20 protein-coding genes are annotated in these 21,813 nt (G+C 65.1%); 12 read left to right on the top strand and 8 right to left on the bottom strand.

Annotation, left to right across the window (positions count from 1 at the left end; all coding sequences use genetic code 11):
* Positions 1-811: 811 nt before the first annotated feature.
* Positions 812-1,531: a DUF599 domain-containing protein gene (locus tag VGR99_RS17205; RefSeq protein ID WP_326899835.1), complete on the bottom strand. Its 720-nt coding sequence runs from the start codon at positions 1,529-1,531 to the stop codon at positions 812-814.
* A gap of 121 nt (positions 1,532-1,652) precedes the next feature.
* Between VGR99_RS17205 and VGR99_RS17210 the strand changes: the two genes are divergently transcribed.
* From VGR99_RS17210 to VGR99_RS17230, 5 genes are all read left to right on the top strand, one after another.
* Positions 1,653-2,315 carry a glutathione S-transferase family protein gene (locus VGR99_RS17210; protein ID WP_326899836.1) on the top strand — a complete coding sequence of 221 codons (663 nt, stop codon included), beginning with the start codon at positions 1,653-1,655 and terminating at the stop codon, positions 2,313-2,315.
* Between the two features lie 88 nt (positions 2,316-2,403).
* A complete protein-coding gene (locus tag VGR99_RS17215) occupies positions 2,404-2,772 on the top strand; it encodes a YidB family protein (RefSeq protein WP_326899837.1) in 369 nt (122 codons plus the stop codon).
* 204 nt (positions 2,773-2,976) lie between these two features.
* On the top strand, positions 2,977-3,168 hold the full coding sequence (locus tag VGR99_RS17220) for a hypothetical protein (protein ID WP_326899840.1): 192 nt from the start codon (positions 2,977-2,979) through the stop codon (positions 3,166-3,168).
* Between the two features lie 155 nt (positions 3,169-3,323).
* Positions 3,324-4,319 (top strand): hypothetical protein, encoded by a 996-nt coding sequence (locus VGR99_RS17225; protein WP_326899842.1) that lies wholly within the window; start codon positions 3,324-3,326, stop codon positions 4,317-4,319.
* A 42-nt stretch (positions 4,320-4,361) separates the two neighbouring features.
* Positions 4,362-4,802, top strand: coding sequence for a DUF1489 domain-containing protein (locus VGR99_RS17230; RefSeq protein WP_326899844.1), 441 nt, complete (start codon positions 4,362-4,364; stop codon positions 4,800-4,802).
* 18 nt (positions 4,803-4,820) lie between these two features.
* Here VGR99_RS17230 and panC read toward each other — a convergent pair whose 3' ends face one another.
* The gene (panC, locus tag VGR99_RS17235) at positions 4,821-5,672 is read right to left on the bottom strand and encodes a pantoate--beta-alanine ligase (RefSeq protein ID WP_326899846.1); all 852 of its coding nucleotides are present in this window, start codon (positions 5,670-5,672) and stop codon (positions 4,821-4,823) included.
* A 281-nt stretch (positions 5,673-5,953) separates the two neighbouring features.
* On the opposite strand from panC, the gene VGR99_RS17240 reads away from it, so the two are divergent.
* The 3 genes from VGR99_RS17240 (at position 5,954) to VGR99_RS17250 (ending at position 8,967) form a co-directional block, all read left to right on the top strand.
* Positions 5,954-6,877: a division plane positioning ATPase MipZ gene (locus VGR99_RS17240; RefSeq protein ID WP_326899847.1), complete on the top strand. Its 924-nt coding sequence runs from the start codon at positions 5,954-5,956 to the stop codon at positions 6,875-6,877.
* 343 nt (positions 6,878-7,220) lie between these two features.
* On the top strand, positions 7,221-8,081 hold the full coding sequence (locus tag VGR99_RS17245) for an alpha/beta fold hydrolase (protein ID WP_326899848.1): 861 nt from the start codon (positions 7,221-7,223) through the stop codon (positions 8,079-8,081).
* A 136-nt stretch (positions 8,082-8,217) separates the two neighbouring features.
* Positions 8,218-8,967: a VWA domain-containing protein gene (locus tag VGR99_RS17250; RefSeq protein WP_326899849.1), complete on the top strand. Its 750-nt coding sequence runs from the start codon at positions 8,218-8,220 to the stop codon at positions 8,965-8,967.
* A 4-nt stretch (positions 8,968-8,971) separates the two neighbouring features.
* Here VGR99_RS17250 and tehA read toward each other — a convergent pair whose 3' ends face one another.
* Entirely contained in the window at positions 8,972-9,961 is a 990-nt protein-coding gene (gene tehA, locus VGR99_RS17255) for a dicarboxylate transporter/tellurite-resistance protein TehA (protein WP_326899850.1), read from the bottom strand.
* A gap of 181 nt (positions 9,962-10,142) precedes the next feature.
* On the opposite strand from tehA, the gene VGR99_RS17260 reads away from it, so the two are divergent.
* On the top strand, positions 10,143-10,868 hold the full coding sequence (locus VGR99_RS17260; RefSeq protein ID WP_326899851.1) for a DnaJ domain-containing protein: 726 nt from the start codon (positions 10,143-10,145) through the stop codon (positions 10,866-10,868).
* A 219-nt stretch (positions 10,869-11,087) separates the two neighbouring features.
* Here the strand turns inward: VGR99_RS17260 and VGR99_RS17265 are convergent, their stop codons facing one another.
* A complete protein-coding gene (locus VGR99_RS17265) occupies positions 11,088-12,929 on the bottom strand; it encodes a D-alanyl-D-alanine carboxypeptidase (RefSeq protein WP_326899852.1) in 1,842 nt (613 codons plus the stop codon).
* A 390-nt stretch (positions 12,930-13,319) separates the two neighbouring features.
* Between VGR99_RS17265 and VGR99_RS17270 the strand changes: the two genes are divergently transcribed.
* Positions 13,320-13,658, top strand: a complete 339-nt coding sequence (locus tag VGR99_RS17270) for a phasin family protein (RefSeq protein WP_326899853.1) — start codon at positions 13,320-13,322, stop codon at positions 13,656-13,658.
* A 78-nt stretch (positions 13,659-13,736) separates the two neighbouring features.
* Here the strand turns inward: VGR99_RS17270 and VGR99_RS17275 are convergent, their stop codons facing one another.
* Complete coding sequence (locus VGR99_RS17275) at positions 13,737-15,404, bottom strand: TadE/TadG family type IV pilus assembly protein (protein WP_326899854.1); 1,668 nt, start codon at positions 15,402-15,404, stop codon at positions 13,737-13,739.
* A gap of 473 nt (positions 15,405-15,877) precedes the next feature.
* On the opposite strand from VGR99_RS17275, the gene clpS reads away from it, so the two are divergent.
* Positions 15,878-16,210: an ATP-dependent Clp protease adapter ClpS gene (gene clpS / locus VGR99_RS17280; protein WP_027548135.1), complete on the top strand. Its 333-nt coding sequence runs from the start codon at positions 15,878-15,880 to the stop codon at positions 16,208-16,210.
* A 294-nt stretch (positions 16,211-16,504) separates the two neighbouring features.
* Positions 16,505-18,916, top strand: coding sequence for an ATP-dependent Clp protease ATP-binding subunit ClpA (gene clpA, locus VGR99_RS17285; RefSeq protein WP_326899855.1), 2,412 nt, complete (start codon positions 16,505-16,507; stop codon positions 18,914-18,916).
* A 99-nt stretch (positions 18,917-19,015) separates the two neighbouring features.
* On the opposite strand, the gene VGR99_RS17290 is transcribed toward clpA, so the two are convergent.
* The 3 genes from VGR99_RS17290 to VGR99_RS17300 form a co-directional block, all read right to left on the bottom strand.
* Positions 19,016-20,440: an MFS transporter gene (locus tag VGR99_RS17290; protein WP_326899856.1), complete on the bottom strand. Its 1,425-nt coding sequence runs from the start codon at positions 20,438-20,440 to the stop codon at positions 19,016-19,018.
* Positions 20,441-20,529: 89 nt separating this feature from the next.
* A complete protein-coding gene (locus VGR99_RS17295) occupies positions 20,530-20,691 on the bottom strand; it encodes a hypothetical protein (RefSeq protein ID WP_326899857.1) in 162 nt (53 codons plus the stop codon).
* An 80-nt stretch (positions 20,692-20,771) separates the two neighbouring features.
* Positions 20,772-21,797: an aldo/keto reductase gene (locus VGR99_RS17300; RefSeq protein WP_326899858.1), complete on the bottom strand. Its 1,026-nt coding sequence runs from the start codon at positions 21,795-21,797 to the stop codon at positions 20,772-20,774.
* Positions 21,798-21,813 lie beyond the last annotated feature (16 nt).

Below are 21,813 nucleotides of genomic sequence, written 5' to 3' on the forward strand. Positions count from 1 at the left end.
GCAGCGTCGGGCGCGAGAGGTTAAGGGCAGGGCGGATGCTCTCCGTGGGCCCAAGACTTCGTGCCGACGAGCGGCGCTGTCAGGTTCGTTTCGCCAGTAAGTTTCCGGCTCCGTCGACAGGGCCGGGAAAACTGCGGCGAGTAAGCGAGCCGTGCGTACGGCAAAACCGTGTGGTCCTGGCCGTCGTTGCTACGGTCAAGCCTTGGCGAATGCGGTGATCGCGTCAACCGGCGCGGTGCCGGCGACTTTCGCGGAGGTGAGGGAGGCCAAAGGGAACTCGGCTCCCGGGAGAGCACGGCATAAGCCGTCCGACCATCGCGCAGGGAAGGCCGTGTGTTGGGCTTCACCTGTATGCCGCTGTGCAGTTCTTCTGCGTGTGCTGTCGCACAGCGGACCGTGGGTGCCAGCCGGCACCCGGCCTTCCCTGCGCCCTCTTGGCGAAGAGGGTGGAGCGATCAAGCAAAGCTCGGGCGAATTACGCCGCGAGGATGCGAAGGCGTGTCTGCGGGGCCGTAGGATGGGTAGAGCGAAGCGAAACCCATCATGCTTCGGCGAGGAGGATGCGCGATGGGTTTCGCTTCGCTCTACCCATCCTACGAGTGCGCGTTCGGAGAACTGCGTTGCCGCCCCATACTCCATCATTGCGAGCAGAGCGAAGCAATCCAGAATCTTTCCGCGGAGGGATTCTGGATTGCTTCGCTCCGCTCGCAATGACGATGTGGAGAACGCGAGCGTCACACTCTGCTCTCGTGCCCCGGACGTATCGTAGCGTCACTTCGACGGTGTGCCGCAGAGCCGGGGCACTAGCGCCTCAATGACCGCGCTTCTTCATTCCCGTATCGCCATCCACCAGCTCCGGCGCCATCGCGGCCCAGGCATTGGACGCGAACTGGCGGCGCCATGTCACCACCACCACCGCTGCCGTGGTCACGAACAGCACCCAGGGGCTGACGAACCAGCCGAGATAGCCGAGCGCGAAGAAGAAGGCGCGCTGGCCGCGGTTGAAATGGCGGCCGGCGGATTCGAACACGCGCGTGGTGCGGATGACGTGGGCTTCGGCCGCCGGCGTGTCGCGCTGGGAGGCCGGCGGCATGCCGCCGAACAGGATCGCGACATAGTTGAACAGGCGATAGGACCAGGCGAACTTGAAGAAGGCGTAGACGCAGATCAGCACGAGCCCGACGCATTTCAGCTCCCACATCGCGGGCGAGGTGCTGAGGTCGACCGGCAGCTTGCTCAGGATCGTGATGGCGTCGTTGGTGGCGTGCAGCAGCGCCAGCGCGCCGCCGAGCGCGAACAGGCTGGTGGAGGCGAAGAAGGCGGTGCCGTTCTGGAGCGAGGCCATGATCTGCATGTCGACCATGCGCGCGTCGCGATCGAGCAGCCGGCGCACCCAGACCTCGCGATAGCGGTTCATGCGCGCCGACAGGCTGTCGCGGCCATAGGCCGAGTGTTCCAGCGTCAGGGCATAGGCCAGCCATTCGATGATGAAGAAGCCGACGGCGGTGATGTCGACCCAGTGCCTGCTCATGTCTTGCTCCGTTGGGGATCGCAACGATTGCCACGCATGTCCCGGTGCGGCAACGATTGATTGGCGGCAGGCGATGGCGCTAAAAGCAGCCGCATCAGACGGACTCGGAAGGACCAGTGACATGGCTGCTCTAAAACTCGCCATCGGCAACAAGAACTACTCGTCATGGTCGATGCGGCCCTGGCTCGCGCTGCGCGCCAACGACATCCCGTTCGTGGAGACGCTGATTCCGCTCTACACCGACAATCCCGCCGACAAGGATCAGATCCTGTCCTTCAGCCGCGCCGGCAAGGTGCCGGTGCTGGTCGACGGCGACGTCACCGTGTGGGATTCGCTCGCCATCATCGAATACATCGCCGAGCGCTATCCCGAGAAGAAGCTGTGGCCCGACGATGCGGCGGCCCGCGCCCATGCCCGTTCGGTCTGCGCCGAGATGCACTCCGGCTTCGTGCCGCTGCGCAGCGAATGCGGCATGAACCTGCACCGGCCGATCCGCCCGGTGGCGCTGTCGGCGGATGCGAAAGCCAACGTCGCGCGCATCGAGGAGATCTGGCGCGAGTGCCGGGCGCGCTACGGCGCCAATGGACCGTTCCTGTTCGGCCGCTTCGGTGCTGCGGACGCCATGTACGCGCCGGTCGTGCACCGCTTCCGCACCTATGCGATCGACGTCGCGCCGGACACGAAAGCCTACATGGAAACCATGTTGGCGTTGCCGGCATTCCAGGAATGGACCCGCGAGGGGCTTGCCGAGACGCTCGTCATCGCAAAGTTCGAGGACGCGTAACCCGCGAATGTGATCGGGCGCCGCTTGACGATGAGCAAGCCGGCGGCGCTCAATCGCGCTGGAGCTACGGCTTGGGAGAGGCACGGCCATGGGATTCCTGGACTCGCTGGAAAACAACCCCGCGCTCCGCAGCGCACTCGGCCAGCTCGGCGCTGCCGTGTTGCCGGCCGTGCTGAATGAAGTGCTCGGCAGCAACAATCAAGGTGGCCTCAGCGCGATCGTCGCCAAGCTCCAGCAGGCAGGCTTCGGCGACCAGGTCAAATCCTGGCTGGGCAACGGCCACAACCTGCCGATCTCGGCCGACCAGCTCCGTGCCGTGCTCGGCAGTGATACCGTCCGCCAGCTCGCGGCGCGCTACAACATCCCGGTCGACCAGCTCGGTCAGATCCTGGCCCGGGAGCTGCCCAAGGCGGTCGACCACGCGAGCCCGGACGGCCATTTGCCCCATACCGCCTGAGGGAACGGTTCCGGCGGTATCCCCAGCGCCTCGGTTCCCCAGCTATCGTCCTGAAAAGATTGCAAGATCGTCACATTTGCCATGCCTGTATACTGCTGGCCAAAACGCCGCATCGCGTGCTATATGTCGGTTCGGGTTTTCAGCCGGTCCTTCGCAGTGGGACCCTGGGCAAGGCCGGCGCTGTTTGAGTGATGGAGATGGGCGTTGAAGCATAAATTCCCCGTGGGAACGCGCGTATTGTTCACTGCCAGCAACATCGCGCGCCCGGCTGCGAGCGGCTCGTACGAGGTCATTCGCCTGCTGCCGACGGACGGTGACGACTGCCAGTATCGCATCAAGAGCTCGACCGAAGCTTTCGAGCGCGTCGCCAAGGAAAGCCAGCTCGCGCTGTCCTGAGGCCGATTCGCTGACGCATTGGCGTCGCAAACGAATTTGTATTTCACGCCGTCAAAAGGCCCGCTTCACCTTCACAAGGTGAGGCGGGGGCAGCTGCCGACTCGCGGTGCTCGCTTTGACCATTCGCTCGCAGCTCGCGTGAGGGGACGTCGCGCATGAACTGGGCATGGGCCTCTTCGCTCGACCAAATCTGGAGCTCGTCGGCTTTCCCGATGTGGATGACGCTGGCGGCTGCCGGCTTCTTCGCATTGATCCTGCTGATGACGCTGCTGCGTGCCGAGAGATCCGTCGCCAACGGCGCGCTGACGGTCATCACGCTGCTGGCCATCGCCATCGCGGTGGCCGCCACCGTGCGCGACTACGGACCGGCGGGGCAGGCGGCTCCAAGCGAGGCGCGCGCGCAGGCTGCGGTGACCGCAAGCCTGCCGGCGCTGTCATGCCTCGACGATCTCGCCGGTGATGCCGTTGCGATCGGCTGCGAGAAGGCGCTGTTCGGTGCGCCCGACACGGCGGCTGCGGCCGTTGCCTACACGGCCGCGAGGATCGACCGGCTGACCGCGCTCGGCGATGTCGCGAGCGCCGAGAAGAGCCTGACGCTGGACATGAAGGTGCTGCGCAGGTCGCTCGAGCGCGATCGCTACGGCCTCGTCGCGCAGGTGCTGGTTGCCCGCAACGGCTGCACGCAGTTCGATTGCGCCGCCTTCCGCTCGCTGACCGATCAGCAGCAGATCGCCGCCAACATGGATTCGCATCTTTACGATCAGCTCGTCGCGCGCTACGCGCCGACCTGGAACGCGCCCGCAGCGCCGGCCGCGACAGCGGCCATCCCGATGACGGGTGCGCTTGCCGGGCTGCCGCCCTCGATGCCGACGGGCAAGCCGACCAATGCAGAGTTCCCGAGCGCCTCCTCGACGCCGCCGGTGAGCATCATGAATCCGGAGCCGACTGCTCGCCAGGCGGCCCCGGCCGCCAACGCAGCGCCGGCGGCTCCGCGTGCGCCTGCAGCCGCCTCGGCGCAGGCCGCAGCTCCCGCGCCAGCGGCCAAGAAGCAGCCGGCCCCCAAGGCTGCGCGTGCACCTGCGCCGGCACCGGTTCCGCTCGCGCCACCGCCGGCCACGGCACCGGCAGCTCCGGCTGCGGATAACGAGTAGATCGGCATTCCAAATGGGTGGCTGCCCGGCTAATGCTGGGCCATGCCACTTCATCTGATCAAGCTTGCCGTCGGCTGCGACTCCGTCAAGGAATTGAAGGAGTGGGTGGCCGAACGGATGCAGACCGCCAAGAAGAAGGGTCTGCCGCAACATCACATCCACGTCACGCGCATGGTGCCCAAGCGCGATGCCGAGATCCTGTCGGGCGGGTCGCTCTACTGGGTGATCAAGGGCGAGATCGCCGCGCGCGAAAAGATCATCGGCATCGAGCCGTTCCGCGACAAGGACGGCATCGGGCGCTGCCGGATCGTGATGCAGCCGAAGGTGATTTCGGTGTCGCCGCGGCCGATGCGCCCGTTCCAGGGCTGGCGCTATCTCGCCGACGATTCCGTGCCGCCCGATCTCGGCAAATCCGCCGCCGGCTCGATCGCGGCGATGCCCGAGCCGATGCGCCGCGAGCTGCGCGACCTCGGACTGCTCTGACCGATCCAGGCTTGGCGGTTACACCGCCATATTGTCGATCAGCCTTGTGGTGCCGAGCTTGGCCGCGACCAGGATCCGCAGCGGCCCGTCCTTGCGCGAGGTGACCGGCGCCAGCGTCTCGGCCTGGCGGACCTCGAAATAATCGAGAGCGAAACCGGCCGCCGTGATCGTCTCGGCGCCGCGCGCCATTGCGGGCGCGATGGCTTCGCCCGCCTTGATCCGTGCCGCGCTGTCCTTCATCGCGCGGTAGAGGGCGGTGGCGGTCTGCCGCTCCGCAGCCGAAAGGTAGACGTTGCGCGAGGACATCGCGAGCCCGTCGCGCTCGCGCACGGTGCGGGAGCCGATCACCCTCACGCCAAGGTCGAGATCCCTGGCCATCTGCGTCACCACGCGCAATTGCTGAAAGTCCTTCTCGCCGAAGATCGCAAAATCCGGCCGGCACTGCGTGAACAGCTTGCCGACCACGGTGGCGACGCCGCCGAAGAAATGCGGGCGGAAGCGGTCCTCGAGCCCGGCGAGCGCCGGTCCCTCCGGCACGATGCGGGTCGCAAAGCCTTCCGGATACATCGCCTCGACGCCGGGATGCCAGACGATGTCGACGTCCTCGGCCGCGAGCTTGGCGATGTCGGACTTCCAGGTGCGCGGATAGGCGCCAAAGTCCTCGGTCGGCGCGAACTGGGTCGGGTTGACGAAGATCGACACCACGACGCGGCTGGCGCGCCGCTTGGCGAGGCGCACCAGCGACACATGCCCGTCATGGAGTGCCCCCATGGTCGGGACCAGCGCGATCGTGGCCTTCCGCTTGCGAAGATTGTCGACGGTGCGTCGCAGGGTGGGGACCGTGCGGGCGATCAAGGGGCTTCGTGACATCGGCACTCGACGGGGTTGGGAATGGGAAGCGGGCGCGTCCCGGCGCCCGGCTAACCTTAACAAGCGGCGGTCGTGGACGCCATGCATCCGGATGCGGCACAGCATCCCGCGTCGAGCCGTGCGCGATGTCGCGACATTGTGGGGTGGATCACAGACGGCAGAACGCGCCGCGATTCACGATGAAGCACGGCGCCGTGCGAATTGCATTTACTGTCACGCATTTCACTTGACCGCAGCCGCGGTCAACTCGAAGATATTCGTCAGGGGTACTGAGGATCGCTATGCTTGTGCAGGCTAGCCAAAGCCAATCCGGCTCGGCGCACGTCGTCGTGCTCGGCAACGAGAAGGGCGGCTCCGGCAAATCGACTACCGCCTTGCACATCGCGGTCGCGCTCCTGAAAGCCGGTCAGCGCGTCGCCACCATCGACCTCGACTGCCGCCAGCAGAGCTTCACCCACTACATCAACAACCGCGCCGCCTGGGCCAGACGCACCAAGCTCGACCTCGAGCTGCCGGTGCATCGCTGCATCAAGCTCGGCGAAACCATGCAGATCGCCGAGAACGAGAATTCGGAGTTCCTTCAATTCATGGAGGCGGTGTCCGCTGTCGAGAGCAGTTTCGACTTCATCGTCATCGATACGCCCGGCACCGACAGCTACCTGATGCGGCTCGCCCATTCGATGGCCGACACGCTGGTCACCCCGATCAACGACAGCTTTCTCGACTTCGACGTGCTCGGCACCGTCGATCCCGCCAACTACGCCGTGACGGGCGAGAGCCATTATGCCGAGATGGTGCGAGACACCCGCCGCAAGCGCCGCCAGCTCGACGGCTCGACCACCGACTGGATCGTGGTGCGCAACCGCCTGTCGATGCTCGGCTCCCGGAACAAGCAACTGGTCGCCGACGGGCTGAAGGAATTGTCGCTGCGACTCGGCTTCCGTTATGTCGACGGCTTCGCCGAACGCGTCGTCTACCGCGAATTCTTCCCGCGCGGCCTGACTGCGCTGGACGAGATCGACGAGGCCACGCTCGGCATGCGGCCCAATCTCGGCCATCTGACCGCGCGGGAGGAGGTGACGAGCCTGCTCCGCCAGCTCAAGCTGCCGCTCGACGAGCGCGGCCGCCGGCGTGCGGCAAATCGCGCCGAATGGTTCAGCCAGGTCGACAAGCCGCTCGAGGTCCACGACATCCTCGGCGCCTGACCGGCGGTATTTCGCTACTTCCGGTCGATCAAAGAAGCCGGTTCCCGGGGGAACTGTGCTCGGCTTCGGCCGTTTTCATCCCACGTTTACTGCGAAATTGAACCCAATCGAGACCGGTTGCGTCCGATGGTGGCCTGCACCCAGACGTAGCCACATCAGAAAGGGCTGCCCAAGAAACGTGTGCGACGCACAATGAAAGGGCTGCCGGTTCACAATATTTGGCCTTCCTGTCACGCCCCTGTGACATATATTAGGGAATAGGCGACAAGGGGCCAAAGAGCCCCGGAAGAACACGATTTTCAACAGGGATTCAGGCCGCAAGAGCCTGAGGCTGAGGACGAAAATGAAGCGTGGAATTGCCGTTCTGGTTTCGGTCAGTGCCCTCTGCGGCGTCGCCTATTTTACGGCGAGCAAGTGGGCGATCAAGCACGAGACCATCACCTTCTACGATGCGTCGCGCGACAATCGTCCCGTGCCTGTCGACATCGCGGTTCGCCGCGACAAGGAAATGCAGGCCAATGCCGGCATGATCACGCTGCCGGTTGCGGTGATCAATCACGGCAACACCGTCAAGAACACCGAGTACGGATTCCTCGCCAACATCTTCGCCGCGCGCGGCTACATGGTCGTGAGCCCGCAGCATGATCTGCCGACCGATCCTCCGATGGTGACCAAGCCCGGTGAGCTCTATGTCGGCCGCCTGCCGCAGATCCTGCGCGGCGTCGCCAACATTCATCTCGCCATGCAGGAGATGAAGAAGGTTCAGCCCAACGCCGACTACGACAAGGTGACGATGGTCGGCCACTCCATGGGCGGCGACATCACGATGTATTTCGCCAAGCAGTATCCGGATGAGGTCAAGAAGGTCGTCACGCTCGACAATCTGCGCGTGCCGTTCGTCACCGCCGGCAAGTTCAAGATCCTCTCGTTCCGCTCGCAGGACCCGCAGTTCAAGACCGACGCGGGCGTGATCCCGACCGACGAGGAGTGCGAGAAGGCCGGCATCCAGGTGGTGAAGACCGAATTCCAGCACAACGACATGCGCGACACCGGTCCGGATGCCGCCAAGAACTCGATCCAGAGCATGCTCGACAAATTCCTGAGCTCGACCGACAGCGACATTGCGCCGGTCGACACGCAATCGGCCCCACCCAAGGTACTTGAGCCCGGTCCGGTTGCCCTGATGGGGCCGGCCAAGAGCTGAGCAAGACTAACGTCCTCCAGATAGACGGTACCGATTTTCCAAGCCTCCGCCGGCGTCCGCCCGCGGAGGCTTTGCACATTGACCGGGCGCTGCGCGCTGACCACATTAGCCGCTCACGCAAGGTCGAGAGCGCCGGATGTCGGGCCAGCCCATCAAGCCGCGTGGTGGCGATGCCGTCTCGGCGCAGGCGGACGGGACGCTGCCGCAGGCCAATACGTCAACCTCAGAGGACATCGCCGCCTTCGTTGCGAAAGCGCGCGCTCTGTCGCCGCATGCGCCCGGTGCCAAGGGCCGGCTGATCTTCGCGCTGGATGCGACGATGAGCCGGCAGCCGACCTGGGACATGGCCTGCGCGCTCCAGGCCGACATGTTCCGCGAGACCGCCGCGCTCGGCAGTCTCGACATCCGGCTCGTCTACTATCGCGGCCACAACGAGTGCCGCGCCACGGGGTGGATCTCCGACAGCGCCAGGCTTGCGACGCTGATGAGCAAGATCGATTGCCGCGGCGGCGACACCCAGATCGGCAAGGTGCTGAGCGAGGCGCGGCGCGAGGCGGTCGCGTCCGGCGTGCGGGCCGTCGTCTTCGTCGGCGACGCCATGGAGGAGAAAATCGACGAGCTTTGCGCCAAGGCCGGTGAGCTCGGCATGCTCAAGGTGCCGGTATTCCTGTTTCAGGAGGGCGACGACCCGGTCGCCGAAAAGGCCTTTCGCGAGATCGCGCGGCTGACCGGCGGGGCCTGGTGCCGGTTCGATCCCGGTGCGGCGGCGCAGTTGCGCGAATTGTTGCGGGCAGCCGCGGCCTACGCCGCCGGCGGCCGCGAGGCGCTGTTGAAACTGGCGAGAAGCGCGAGCGGGGCAGCGAAGCTGATCGGCCAGATGAAGTAGGAGGTCACGCCGGCGCTGCCTGCGTTGGCGGCGGCGCCGCGACCGGCAGCAGGCGTCCCTGCAGGATCAGGCGTAGCGTGCCGAGCGCGATCAATCCGACGACCAGGTTAGCGGCGGCAAACAGCCACGGCGCGAGCTGCGCGATCGCGCCGGTGTCGCCATGTCCGGCCAAGCGGATCGGCGCAATCGCAAGCGCGGTGGCGCCGAACGTAAAGCCCCAATAGGACACCGAGAACGGCTGCTCCATGATCCACGGCAGCAGCCGCAGCAGTAGCAGCGCCATCATCAGGGCGTAGCCGACCAGGATATGCGCGACCATGTCGGGCACGCCGCCATTGATCGCGAGATAGGCGACCGCGCCGACCGCGGGTGGGGCGAGCTGGATGCCGAGCGTCGGCCGCAGCGCCGCCGGAAGTGTCGCGGCGGTGTAGAGCCGGTGCAGCAGCACGGATTCGATCGCAAGCCAGGAGAACAGCGCGACGCCGAAGGCGAGCTGCCCCCAATCGGGGTAGCCGAGTGCGGCGGAGACCGCGGCGGTGACGAAGCCGCCGGCAACCGTCGGCAGGTACAAGACCGGCGTCGTCGCGGTGTGATCGCGGTTGCCGCGCCACAACAGGCCCGTCCGCCACAGCGCGAAGCCCAGCGTGAAGGCTGCACCGATGCCGAACAGGACGATGGCGGCGAGATGCGAATAGGGCTCCGCGGCGATCGCGATCAGCATGGTGGAGACGCCGGCGAGGCCGATGAAGCAGCACTGCACGGGATGGTGGGCTTCGCCGAGCGACTCCGCGCGTGCGAAGATCCAGCGCAGGATGAAGAGGGCGAGCAGCAAGGCCCAGACGATCGCTGCGAGCGCGAGCACCGTCTCGCCGATGATCGCCGGCAGATGCCAGACCTGGTGCGCTGCACGCCAGGCGTTGCCGAGACCTGCGAGCCCAAGCACGATGCCGAAGAAGGCGGCCGGCACGATCGGCGGCTTGAATCCGTTGCTCATGGTCTCCCTCAAACTCTACCCACACTCCTTACGGCGCTGAAGCGGCTTTCGTTTCGGCAGTGCGTGCCGGAATGATCGGTCAGGCGCTTATCGGCAAACGTACGTCGTGTGTCACCCGTCAATCGGGGATGTCCGGAAAGGACGCCATGCTTTTTGACAAGAGGGCGCCTATATTCCGGCCATGACCCTGATCGCCGGCGCCATCGCAATCATCACGCTTTATCTGCTGCTCCAGATGTTCCGCTCGGCCAATCCGGCGGTGCTGGCGCGCACCATCAAGTTCGGCGGTGGCGTGCTGGCGCTGGCGGTTGCGGCCTTCACGGGCCTGCGGGGCGAGCTGGCGGTGGCGATCCCGCTTGGGATCATGGGCGCCGGGCTGCTCGGCTGGACGCCGCTGGCGAACGCGGGCTTCGGCAATATCGGGGGGCTGTTCGGCGGCGGCGCGGCGCCCGCCTCGGGGCAGGCCTCGCGCGTGCGCTCGCAATTCCTCGACATGCGGCTCGACCACGATTCCGGCCGGCTCGGGGGCCAGATCGTCGCCGGGCCTTATGCCGGACGCGATCTCGACGAGTTCGATCTCGCTGGCCTCTTGGCGATGGCCCCGGCGTTCGACGCCGAGAGCGTGGCCCTACTTGAAAGCTATCTGGACCGCCGGTTTCCCGCTTGGCGTCAGAACACGCAGGGCGATGCGGCAGGGGGGCAGCGCCGCACGGCGGCGAGTGGTAAAATGACGACGGAGGAAGCCTATCAGATCCTTGGCTTGCAGCCGGGTGCGGGGCGCGACGACATCAGCCGGGCGCACAAGTCCCTGATGAAGAAACTGCATCCCGACCAGGGGGGCTCGACGTATCTCGCTGCCCGAGTCAACGAGGCCAAGGATACTCTGCTTCGTACGCATAACGGCTAACTCCGGCACCACGCTACAAACGCCAATCCCGCGTGTGCTCCGTTTGCTCTGTCTGCCGTCGCCCCGATGCCCGCCATTGTCGGCGTGGTCGATCTCTTGAGTAAAAATTTAACCGTAAATTGTTGACGAGAGGTTGTCGCGGAGCTGCGTGACCTGCGTCCCCAAAACAAAAATGCCCGCGCAAGGCGCGGGCATTTGGTTCGGAACGATCCGAGTGGATCAGTTGCGGACCGTGATGCAGGAGATATCGGCGCGCTTCAGGGCGCGGCAGACGGCTTCGGCCTGATCGCGCTCGAGCCCGGCGAAACGGGCGCGGTAGAGCTTGCGATTGTCCTTGGCGACGACGGGCTCGGTGAACGGGTCGGCCTTGCTGAGCAGGCCGCGGGCCGAGCTGCGCGCCGCGTCGATGCGCTGCTGGGCTTCGTTCTCGCTCTCGAGTGCGCCGACCTGGACGATCCAACCGCTGTGGGTGACGGCCGGCTTGGTGGTGGCGCTCATCTGGATCGGTTGCGGCGCCGGATCGGCGGACGCAAGCTTCGGAGCCGGGGCTGGCGCAGCGGCGGTTGTGGCCGGCAGCACGCCGAGGATGCCGTTACCGGTGCCGAATCCGGCCGGCTGCTTCGGCATCTCGGCGCGGGCGTCGGCCTTCGGGGCTTCCGGTTGGCTCACCATCTCGGGCTTGTTGATGAGATCGGCACGGGCGACGACGGCGCCGGAGGTTTCGGCAATGTCGGAGCGGGCGGCAATCGTGCTCGTGACTTGCGGTGCGACCTGAGCCGGGGCGGCGGAGGCGACCTTCACGGCGCCGGCCTTGACCTGAACGGTCTTGACCCGGACCGGCTTCATCGGCTCGGACGAGCCGGGAATGATCGCGAGCGGCTGGCTCGAGATCACGCCGTTGGTGAGCGGCGCGGGCTCGATCTTGGATTCCGTCGGCCGAACCTCAGGCTTGGCTTCGGGCTTGGGCGGAGCGGGCGGTACCGCGGCAGTCGCCGCGGCAAGCGTCTGCAGACGCGCAGCGAGGCGCGACGGCGCCGATTCCGGAGCAGGGGCTGGCGCGGCCTGGACCTGCGCAGCGGCGCGGGCGGGGGTATCCGACGCGTCCGCGACCTCGGTAGCGGCGTCAGAGCCGTTGCGCTCGGTGACGGCAGCCACGGTGTGGGTGGTCGCGCCCTTCTCGAGGTTCTCCGCGAGCAGGTTGCGCATGATGGCATCGCGCGATCCACCGCTGCGGCCGCCGAGCACGACGCCGATCAGATGGCGGTTGCCGCGGCGCATCGAGGTCACGAGGTTGAAGCCGGAGGCGCGGGTGTAGCCGGTCTTGATGCCGTCCACGCCCTCGACGCTGCCGAGCAGGTGATTGTGGTTGCGGATCGACTGGCCGCGCCAGTTGAAGGTGGAGGTCGCGAAATAGCGATAGTAGCGCGGGAAGCGCTCCTGGATGGCGCGGCCGAGCGTGGCTTGGTCGCGCGCGGTCGTGACCTGCTCGTCGTTGGGGAGGCCGTTGGCGTTGCGATAGACCGTCTTGGACATGCCGAGCGAGCGCGCCTTGCGCGTCATCATCGTGGCGAAGTCGTCTTCGTCGCCGGCAATCGCTTCGGCGATGACCACGGCGGCGTCGTTGGCGGAGCGGGTGACGAGACCCTTGATCGCGTCCTCGACGCGAATGGTCTGGCCGGCACGAAGGTTCAGCTTGGTCGGATCCTGATCGGCGGCGTGCTGGGACACCGGCATCTCGGTGTCGAGCTTCATCTTGCCGGACTCGAGGCGCTCGAACAGCAGATAGAGCGTCATGATCTTGGTGAGCGAGGCGGGGTGGCGGATTCCGTCCGGGCTGTTCGACTGCAGCACCGTGCCGGAATTGCCGTCGACGATGATCGACGCGAATTTCGGGCTCGAGCTCTCGGACACATCGCGCTGCACCCGGTGATGCGCGTAATGGCGCCGATGGCGCCGCGCCTCGGCGGCATCGGTGGTGAAGATGACCGCCGTGGTGACCGTAAGAAGCCCGAAAACGCCAACCCGCGCCAAGCGCGAGGAAGACAAGTTTTTACGAAGCATGGAACCCCGTCCCCGTTTCTGACTTGATCACCGGCTCGTGGGGCGAAATTGTGCCCAATGGACCCGGGATCATTACCTGCTCAGGCTGTCCCTCCGCTGGTGTTCACTGCGGGGGACGTTGGGCCTGAGCCGCTGTTCTGGCTAAGGTGATGTTCTCAAACGGCTTTCGACCGCTTGCGGAAGCTGAACACGTCCAGGGAATCAGGGTAGGGCTCCGCGGTTTCCAAAAGCTTAAGAAAGCATTGCGGGAAAGTCCGGAAATCTCAGCGACTTGTAACTATTTTTGTGCGACGCACAAGGATTCTTGACATATTTTGTGCGTTGCACTATTTTTGGGCGGAGTCAGGGAGCCGGGGCTTCCGGACGAGAGCCAGGGAAAAGGATTCCGAAATGTTCAAGGTTGAAGACTTTCAGAACTACGGGAAAGAGCAGTTCGAGCAGTGCGTTGCTTCCGCGACCTCGGTGCAGCACGGCCTCCAGGCGATCGCCAGCGCGTATGGCGACTACACCAAGAAGTCGTTCGAAGACACCAAGTCCTTCGTCGAGAAGCTTTCCGGCGTGAAGTCGCTGGACAAGGCCATGGAAGCGCAGACCGACTTCGCCCGTTCCGCCTACGAGACCTTCGTTGCGGAATCGCAGAAGATTGCCGGCCTCTACAGCGACCTCGCCAAGACGGCGTTCAAGCCGGTCGAGACCATCGTGTCGAAGTTCACCCCGGCCGCCCACTAGCTTTTCCCGGATATCCTGGAAGCAAAAAGCCCGGCTCATCGAGCCGGGCTTTTTCGTTTGTGCGGAAGCAGGAGCGGACTATTTCGCGACCCGCAGCTTCGAGATCTGCGTGAGGATGTTCTTGAACGCGTCCGATGTCTGGGACGAGCTCGTGATCATCTGGAAATTGCCGTTGGTCGCGCAATCCTGCAGCACCTGGGACTTTGCATCCTTGTTGCTGATGTTGACCTGGATCGTGAAGATCGTGACCGGGTTCGTGGTGTCGGCCTTGATGTTCTGACAGAGAATTTCCTGGCGGTCATCGATGCTGGACTGCGACGTGCTCCAGCGGTTCTGCGTGTTCAGGCCGTCGGACAGCAGCACGATGTAATCCTTGTAGACGTAGTTGCTGGCCTTGGACGGCGCGGCGATCGGCCCGTTGGTCGTGCTCAGGGATTGCCATCCCCAGGCAAGGCCGACGGACTGGTTGGTATTGCCGCTCGGCGACATCGCCGTGATCTGGTCCTTGAGCGTCTGCCACTGGTTGCTCATCGGAAACACCGTGGCCGGGAGGCAGCCGGACCACTGCTCAGCATAGAATTGCGAGGAGGGGCTCGCCGAGCTCGAGCCCGGTGCGGTGTTCTTGGTGTCGTAGTCCTGGTCGCGATCGTTGACGCAGCCGGTCCAGGTGCTGCGCGCGGGGGCGGCCGCCGCCGTTGCCGCGGTGCCGTCGCCGCGCCAGAGGTGGCAGATCTTGCTCGAGCCGCTGCCGGTGCAGGTGCAGGCCGTGTTCGATCCGCAGCTCGCGCTGGAGCCCGTCACGGTCGTGTAGCAACCGTTGTAATAGATGCCGGTCTTGCCCGCGCGCAGTTTGCCGCTGTCGATGCTCGGGCAGATGTATCCGGCATAGGTGCCGGACGACGGGATCTTGCTGACGCCGTTGGCGCCGCTCATCGTCGCGGGCCGGTCCATGCAGGTGAAGCCGTGGCTGTTGTTCGTGAACGGGCAATCCGAATTGCCGACGGCCGAGTTGAAGGCGCTGGACTTGTTGTTCACGAGGATCGGCGGCTCGCCCTCCCACTCGGTCCAGTTCAGCCACGACGCGCTGAGATTGCTGGTGCCATTGGTGGTGCCGACATTGACGTCCTTCGCGAACGGAACGATCGAGATGTAGACGTCGCCGGTCTGCTTGTTGTAGCCCGATAGCGTGTCGATCATGTCCTTGGCCGCGGTTTGCATCGCGCTCATCTTGCCGTTCTGGGCCATCGATCCCGTGTTATCCAGGATCATCGCCACGCGCATGCGGGTGTTGCCCCAGGCCGCCGTCGAACTCGTGCTGAACCCGAGCGTCGGATAGCCGGCGATCCTCATGAAATCGGTCGTCATGCTGCCGGACCCGGTGACGACGATGTTCGAGATGCCGTTGGAGTCCTTGGGGGTATAGGTGGCGTGGATGGTGGACAGATCCACCGTACCGGATTTGCCGGTGTACAGGCCGCTGAAATAGGATTTCGTCTTGGTCTCGATGTCGGCTTCGGTGATGGTGCCGTTGGTCAGGTCCTTGGAGACCATCAGGGCCGCCGAATCGAGCGCGACCTGCAGCGAGGATCGGGCCTGGACGGCGCGGCTGTAGTCGATCGCAGCGCCGACGAAGCCCAGCACCGGGACCAGCGCGATGGCGAAGAGCACGGCGATATTGCCTTGCTCGGCCGCGGTAAAGCGGGCGAGGTTTCGACCGATGCGGCTCACAACGGGCAGGCGAAGCATGACGAACCCCGAAATCTGTGGTTTTGCCCGATTTCGCGCCAGACCCTTCAACGGCGAGTAAATCAGGCCGTAGAAATCCGGAGATATCCCGCTCGGGTCACCTTGACGTCAGGTTCCTGGTCAACATCTTCTAAACATTCGGGGCGGAAATTTTTGTCAAATCGGTCCGGATTGATTAACCTTGGCAAGGATCGCCCGGACCTGGAATCGGGACCGCCGCGGGCCGCGTCGGCCAAGCCTTTGCACGCTTGCGGCGAGCCGGAGGCGGGCCCATATTGCTGACGAGCGATCCGGCTTCGACCGGACCGGTCGGGAGCGGCGATCCAACAAGGCGGCGCGCCTGTGCGAGGCTCCAGAGCAACGGGCCGCGCGGCGGACCGTTATTCGCTTCCGTGGGGAATTTGAACGCCTGAGCCATGCCGCAACTGACTTCCATATCCGACCTGTCCACGGCCGCCGTGTCCGCTCCCCGGATGAGCAATGACGAGAACCGTTCCGGCAGCCCGACGGGGCCGAATACCTCCGTCATCACCAAGGTCAAGCCGAAGACCAAGCGGCCGAACCTGTACCGCGTGCTGATCCTGAACGACGACTACACGCCGATGGAATTCGTCGTCCACGTGCTGGAGAAGTTCTTCCAGAAAGACGTCGAGGCGGCGACCAAGATCATGCTGCACGTCCACCATCACGGGATCGGCGAGTGCGGCGTGTTTACCTACGAGATCGCCGAGACCAAGGTGACGCAGGTGATGGACTTCGCCCGCAAGCACCAGCATCCGCTGCAATGCGTGATGGAAAAGAAATAACCACGCGTTCGAATCCCGAATTCTCCAGGATTGGTTCTGTTCGTCCGGTGTGTGATGTCAGCGCATGCCGCGACATGGTCCGGCGACAATCAGCGCCGGCGTCAATCCTGCCCAAATGGGTAGTTTTGCCCAAATCGGAACGGGTTTTGCATCGAGTATGCCGTGGGTGCGTAATGCCCATCGAGTCGCGGAACCGGTCTTTCGCGGCGGTCTTGTATAACTATATGTGACAAAGGTTGTTGTTGCCTGACCGGGCGATGGCGATCATGATGGTGGGGGCCATAGAGGACGCGAATGCCGACTTTTTCCCAAAGCCTTGAACAATCCCTGCATCGTGCACTGGCGATCGCAAACGAGCGTCATCACCAATACGCGACGCTCGAGCATCTTCTGCTCTCCCTGATCGACGATTCCGATGCAGCCGCCGTGATGCGTGCCTGCAGCGTCGATCTCGACAAGCTCCGCACGAGCCTCGTCAATTATCTTGAGACCGAATTCGAAAATCTGGTGACGGATGGCGCCGACGATGCCAAGCCGACCGCCGGTTTCCAGCGCGTGATCCAGCGCGCGGTGATCCACGTGCAGTCGTCAGGTCGCGAAGAGGTGACCGGCGCCAACGTGTTGATCGCGATCTTCGCCGAGCGCGAGAGCCATGCTGCGTACTTCCTGCAGGAGCAGGACATGACGCGCTATGACGCCGTCAACTACATCAGCCACGGCATCGCCAAGCGGCCGGGCGTCTCCGAGGCGCGGCCCGTTCGCGGCGTCGACGAGGAGACCGAAGCCAAGGGCAACGAGGACGCCAAGAAGAAGGGCGAAGCGCTCGAGACCTATTGCGTCAACCTCAACAAGAAGGCGCGCGACGGCAAGATCGATCCGGTGATCGGACGCAATTCCGAGATCAACCGCGCGATCCAGGTGCTGTGCCGCCGCCAGAAGAACAATCCGCTGTTCGTGGGCGAGGCCGGCGTCGGCAAGACCGCGATCGCGGAGGGCCTCGCCAAGCGCATCGTCGACAGCGAGGTGCCGGAGGTTCTGGCGGCCGCGACCGTGTTCTCGCTGGACATGGGCACGCTGCTCGCCGGCACGCGCTATCGCGGCGACTTCGAGGAGCGCCTCAAGCAGGTGCTGAAGGAGCTCGAAGCGCATCCCAACGCCATCCTGTTCATCGACGAGATCCACACCGTGATCGGTGCGGGTGCGACGTCGGGCGGGGCGATGGACGCCTCGAACCTGCTCAAGCCGGCGCTTGCCTCGGGCACGATCCGCTGCATGGGCTCGACCACCTACAAGGAATACCGTCAGCACTTCGAGAAGGACCGCGCGCTGGTGCGGCGCTTCCAGAAGATCGACATCAACGAGCCGACCGTCGAGGACGCCATCGCGATCCTCAAGGGCCTCAAGCCGTACTTCGAGGACTACCACCGGCTGAAGTACACCAATGAGGCGATCGAGGCTGCGGTGCAGCTCTCCTCGCGCTACATCCACGACCGCAAGCTGCCCGACAAGGCGATCGACGTGATCGACGAGTCCGGTGCGGCGCAGATGCTGGTCGCCGAGAACAAGCGCAAGAAGACGATCGGCATCAAGGAGATCGAGACCACGATCGCCTCGATGGCGCGGATCCCGCCGAAGAGCGTGTCGAAGGACGACGCCGAGGTGCTCAAGCATCTCGAGCAGACCCTGAAGCGCACCGTGTTCGGCCAGGACAAGGCGATCGAGTCGCTTGCCGCTTCGATCAAGCTCGCCCGCGCGGGCCTGCGCGAGCCGGAGAAGCCGATCGGCTGCTACTTGTTCTCCGGCCCCACCGGCGTCGGCAAGACCGAGGTTGCAAAGCAGCTCGCGGCGTCGCTCGGCGTCGAGTTGTTGCGCTTTGACATGTCCGAATACATGGAGCGGCACACCGTATCGCGTCTGATCGGCGCGCCTCCCGGCTATGTCGGCTTCGATCAGGGCGGCCTGCTCACTGACGGCGTCGACCAGCATCCGCATTGCGTTGTGCTGCTTGACGAAATCGAGAAGGCGCATCCCGACCTCTACAACGTGCTGCTCCAGATCATGGATCACGGCCGGCTCACCGACCACAACGGCAAGCAGGTCAACTTCCGCAACGTGATCCTGATCATGACCACGAACGCGGGTGCTTCGGATCTCGCCAAGCAGGCGTTCGGGTTCACCCGCTCGAAGCGGGAAGGTGACGACCACGAGGCGATCAACCGGCAGTTCGCGCCGGAATTCCGCAACCGTCTCGACGCCATCGTCTCGTTCGGCCATCTCAGCGTCGAGGTGATCGGCACCGTGGTCGAGAAGTTCGTGCTTCAGCTCGAGGCGCAGCTCGGCGACCGCGACGTCACCATCGAGCTGTCGGAGCCCGCCAAGACCTGGCTGGTCCAGCACGGCTATGACGAGCAGATGGGCGCGCGGCCGATGGCCCGCGTGATCCAGGAGCACATCAAGAAGCCGCTGGCTGACGAGGTGCTGTTCGGCAAGCTCAAGGGGGGTGGCCACGTCCGCGTCGTCCTGGTCAAGGACGAGGCCGACGAGACCAAGGAAAAGATCGGCTTCGAGTTCGTCGAGGGCCCGGTCACGCCGAAGCAGGAAAAGCTGCCCGGCACCCGCAAGCGCCCGCCGGGCAAACCCAACAAGCCGGGCGGCCCCGGCGGCTCCAAGGGGCCGACCTCGAAGGGCCCGCTGGTCAAGGCTTGATCGGCGCATCATGAAGCGAAAAGGCCGGCTGAAGAGCCGGCCTTTTTGTTCGTATCGAAATGTCAGGTCCCCTTGTCGGGCGCAGGCGTGTGCGAAGCGTCAATCCCCCTTCATCCGCTGCCCGTCCTGTACCCGCACATGCTCGGCGCCGCGCGCGCCGGTAGGCGACAGGCGCAACATGCTGAGCAGTGCGCCGCACAGGGCGAAGCCGACGGCTGCGAGCAGCGCGATCCTGGTTCCCTCCTGCGGGTATCGGCCGAGGAACAGCGCGACGAGGGCGGCGCCGGTGGTCTGGCCGAGCAGACGGGCCGTGCCGAGCATGCCGCTGGCGCCGCCGGTGCGCTCGCGCGGGGCGGCGGCGATCATGGTGCGGTTGTTCGGCGTCTGGAACAGGCCGAACCCGAAGCCGGCCAGGGCCATGCGCCAGGCGATGTCGAAGGCGCCGGGCGCGGATGGGAGCATGGCGAGCGAGGCGAGCCCGCCTGCGAACAGTAAGAGGCCAATGCCTCCGAGCAGTCCGGCCGGATAGTGCTCGACCAGCCGCCCCGCGAGCGGGGCGGCGAACGCCACCGTGATCGGCCAGGGCGTGATCAGCAGCCCCATGTGCACGGCCGAATAGCCGAAACGGCTTTGCAGGTAGAATGGGATCGCGACGAAGGCGAGCATCTGGGCGCAGAACGAGGCGATCGAGGTCGCGATCGACAGCGCAAAGATCGGGATGCGCAGCAGATCGACCGGCAGCAGCGGCGCGGCCATATGGGTCTCGCGCCAGATCAGGGCTGCGCCTGCGACCACCGCGACGGCGAATTCGATCAGGCAGGTGAGGAGCGGCTCGCCATGGCCGACGCTGTCGACCGCGAAAATGCCGACGCCGAAGGTGACGGCGCTGAGGCCCGCGCTCTGCCAGTCGAACGAATGCGCTGCGAGGTGTGTGCGCGGCAGGCACCGTGCGCCGAGCACAACGGCGACCGCACCGATCGGCACGTTGATCGCGAACAGCCAGGGCCAGCTCCCCACCGCCAGGATTCCCGAAGCCAGCGTCGGTCCGATTGCGGCGGACACCGCCACGACCAGGGCGTTGCGCGCGATGCCGCGCCCAAGCAACGCATGCGGATAGGTGAAGCGCACCAGCGCGGTGTTGACGCTCATGATGCCGGCCGCGCCAAAGCCCTGGATGATGCGCGCGATCGTCAGCATCGGCAGCGAGTGCGCGAGCGCGCAGAACGCGGAGGCGAGGGTGAACAGCGCAAGCCCGGCGAGATAGACGCGCCGGTAGCCCACGATCTCGCCGAGCGAGGCGAGCGGCAGCAGCGAGATGGTGATCGCGAGCTGGTAGCCGTTGACGATCCAGATCGAGAAGGCCGGGCTCGCGTTGAGGTCGGCCGCGATCGTCGGCAGTGCGACGTTGGCGATGGCGCCGTCGATCACGGACATGGTGATGCCGAGTGCGATGGTGAGAATGGCCCATCGGCGCTGTGGCAGCGGCAGGCCGTCGGCCTGCTCGAGCGTGACTGTCGACATCATCAGCGGCGTCTTGTTGGCGAATCGAACTCTGCCCGCTGGCGGAGTATTGCGCCAACAGGGCAGGATCGCGATAGTTCCGGTAACCTCCGTTACCAGCGCCCCGTCGATTTTCCGAAGATGTAGAGCGCGACGAGCCCGATTGTCACCGCCGTGGAGGCGATCAGCACGCTGCGATCCCAATCGATCCGGGACCGCTCGGTGCGGTTGAGATTGAGCATCGTGAACAGGGCCTTCATGGCAAATCGGCGCATCGGGCTGCCTCGCGATGGCCGCACGATGCCACGGCCGATGCGAGCCGGCTTGACGCAGCTCAAGGCTGGGCGCGGCGCGCCTACACCGCCGGCGGATTGCGGTCGGAGAAGGTGCCGCGCTGGTGCCAATAGGGATAGGGCAGCGTGACCTTGCTGGCGGCATCGAGCTTTGCGACCTGGTCCTTGGTCAATGACCAGCCAACCGCGCCGAGATTTTCGCGCAGCTGCGCCTCGTTGCGCGCGCCGATGATCAGCGTCGAGACCGTGGGGCGCTGCAGCAGCCAGTTGAGCGCGATCTGCGAGACGCTCTTGCCGGTCTCCTTCGCGATCTCGTCGATCGCATCGACCACGCGATAGACGTGCTCGTCGGGCACGGGCGGCCCGAATTCGGCGGTCTTGGGCAGGCGGCTCACTTCCGGCTTCGGCTGGCCGCGCCGGATCTTGCCGGTCAGGCGTCCCCAGCCGAGCGGCGACCAGACCACCGCGCCTAATCCCTGGTCCACACCGAGCGGCATCAGCTCCCATTCGTAGTCGCGCCCGATCAATGAATAGTAGGTCTGGTTGGCGACGTAGCGCGGAAAACCGTGCTTGTCGGCGACGGCGAGCGACTTCATCAGGTGCCAGCCAGAAAAATTCGAGACGCCGACATAGCGGATCTTGCCGGCGCGCACGAGCACGTCGAGGGTGCTGAGCACCTCCTCGGGCGGGGTGAAGGCATCGAAGCCGTGGAGCTGGAACAGATCGATGTAATCGGTGCCGAGCCGGCTCAGCGAGCCGTCGATGGCCGCGAGCAAATGCTGGCGCGACGAGCCGATGTCATTGGGACCGTCGCCGAAGCGGAAGGTGGCCTTGGTCGAGACCAGCACCTTGTCGCGACGACCCTTGATGGCTTCGCCGAGCACGCGCTCGGACTCGCCGAGCGAATAGACGTCGGCGGTGTCGAACATCGACACGCCCGCTTCGAGACAGATATCGAGAAGCCGCCGTGCTTCGGTCGCGTCCGTCGTGCCCCACGCCGCGAGGCGGCCGACGCCCCCGAACGTGCCCGTTCCCAGGCTCAAGGCAGGCACCATCAGGCCGGATCGGCCCAAGCGTCGGTATTCCATCGATCTGCTCCTCGGA

It is taken from the genome of Bradyrhizobium sp., from assembly GCF_035935975.1.
Classification (GTDB): Bacteria; Pseudomonadota; Alphaproteobacteria; order Rhizobiales; family Xanthobacteraceae; genus Bradyrhizobium.

Coding starts and splice junctions, on each gene's coding strand:
- VGR99_RS17205 (WP_326899835.1), bottom strand. CDS start 1,531: ATGAGCAGGCACTGGGTCGACATCACCGCCGTCGGCTTCTTCATCATC.
- VGR99_RS17210 (WP_326899836.1), top strand. CDS start 1,653: ATGGCTGCTCTAAAACTCGCCATCGGCAACAAGAACTACTCGTCATGG.
- VGR99_RS17215 (WP_326899837.1), top strand. CDS start 2,404: ATGGGATTCCTGGACTCGCTGGAAAACAACCCCGCGCTCCGCAGCGCA.
- VGR99_RS17225 (WP_326899842.1), top strand. CDS start 3,324: ATGAACTGGGCATGGGCCTCTTCGCTCGACCAAATCTGGAGCTCGTCG.
- VGR99_RS17230 (WP_326899844.1), top strand. CDS start 4,362: ATGCCACTTCATCTGATCAAGCTTGCCGTCGGCTGCGACTCCGTCAAG.
- panC (WP_326899846.1), bottom strand. CDS start 5,672: ATGTCACGAAGCCCCTTGATCGCCCGCACGGTCCCCACCCTGCGACGC.
- VGR99_RS17240 (WP_326899847.1), top strand. CDS start 5,954: ATGCTTGTGCAGGCTAGCCAAAGCCAATCCGGCTCGGCGCACGTCGTC.
- VGR99_RS17245 (WP_326899848.1), top strand. CDS start 7,221: ATGAAGCGTGGAATTGCCGTTCTGGTTTCGGTCAGTGCCCTCTGCGGC.
- VGR99_RS17250 (WP_326899849.1), top strand. CDS start 8,218: ATGTCGGGCCAGCCCATCAAGCCGCGTGGTGGCGATGCCGTCTCGGCG.
- tehA (WP_326899850.1), bottom strand. CDS start 9,961: ATGAGCAACGGATTCAAGCCGCCGATCGTGCCGGCCGCCTTCTTCGGC.
- VGR99_RS17260 (WP_326899851.1), top strand. CDS start 10,143: ATGACCCTGATCGCCGGCGCCATCGCAATCATCACGCTTTATCTGCTG.
- VGR99_RS17265 (WP_326899852.1), bottom strand. CDS start 12,929: ATGCTTCGTAAAAACTTGTCTTCCTCGCGCTTGGCGCGGGTTGGCGTT.
- VGR99_RS17270 (WP_326899853.1), top strand. CDS start 13,320: ATGTTCAAGGTTGAAGACTTTCAGAACTACGGGAAAGAGCAGTTCGAG.
- VGR99_RS17275 (WP_326899854.1), bottom strand. CDS start 15,404: ATGCTTCGCCTGCCCGTTGTGAGCCGCATCGGTCGAAACCTCGCCCGC.
- clpS (WP_027548135.1), top strand. CDS start 15,878: ATGAGCAATGACGAGAACCGTTCCGGCAGCCCGACGGGGCCGAATACC.
- clpA (WP_326899855.1), top strand. CDS start 16,505: ATGCCGACTTTTTCCCAAAGCCTTGAACAATCCCTGCATCGTGCACTG.
- VGR99_RS17290 (WP_326899856.1), bottom strand. CDS start 20,440: ATGATGTCGACAGTCACGCTCGAGCAGGCCGACGGCCTGCCGCTGCCA.
- VGR99_RS17295 (WP_326899857.1), bottom strand. CDS start 20,691: ATGCGCCGATTTGCCATGAAGGCCCTGTTCACGATGCTCAATCTCAAC.
- VGR99_RS17300 (WP_326899858.1), bottom strand. CDS start 21,797: ATGGAATACCGACGCTTGGGCCGATCCGGCCTGATGGTGCCTGCCTTG.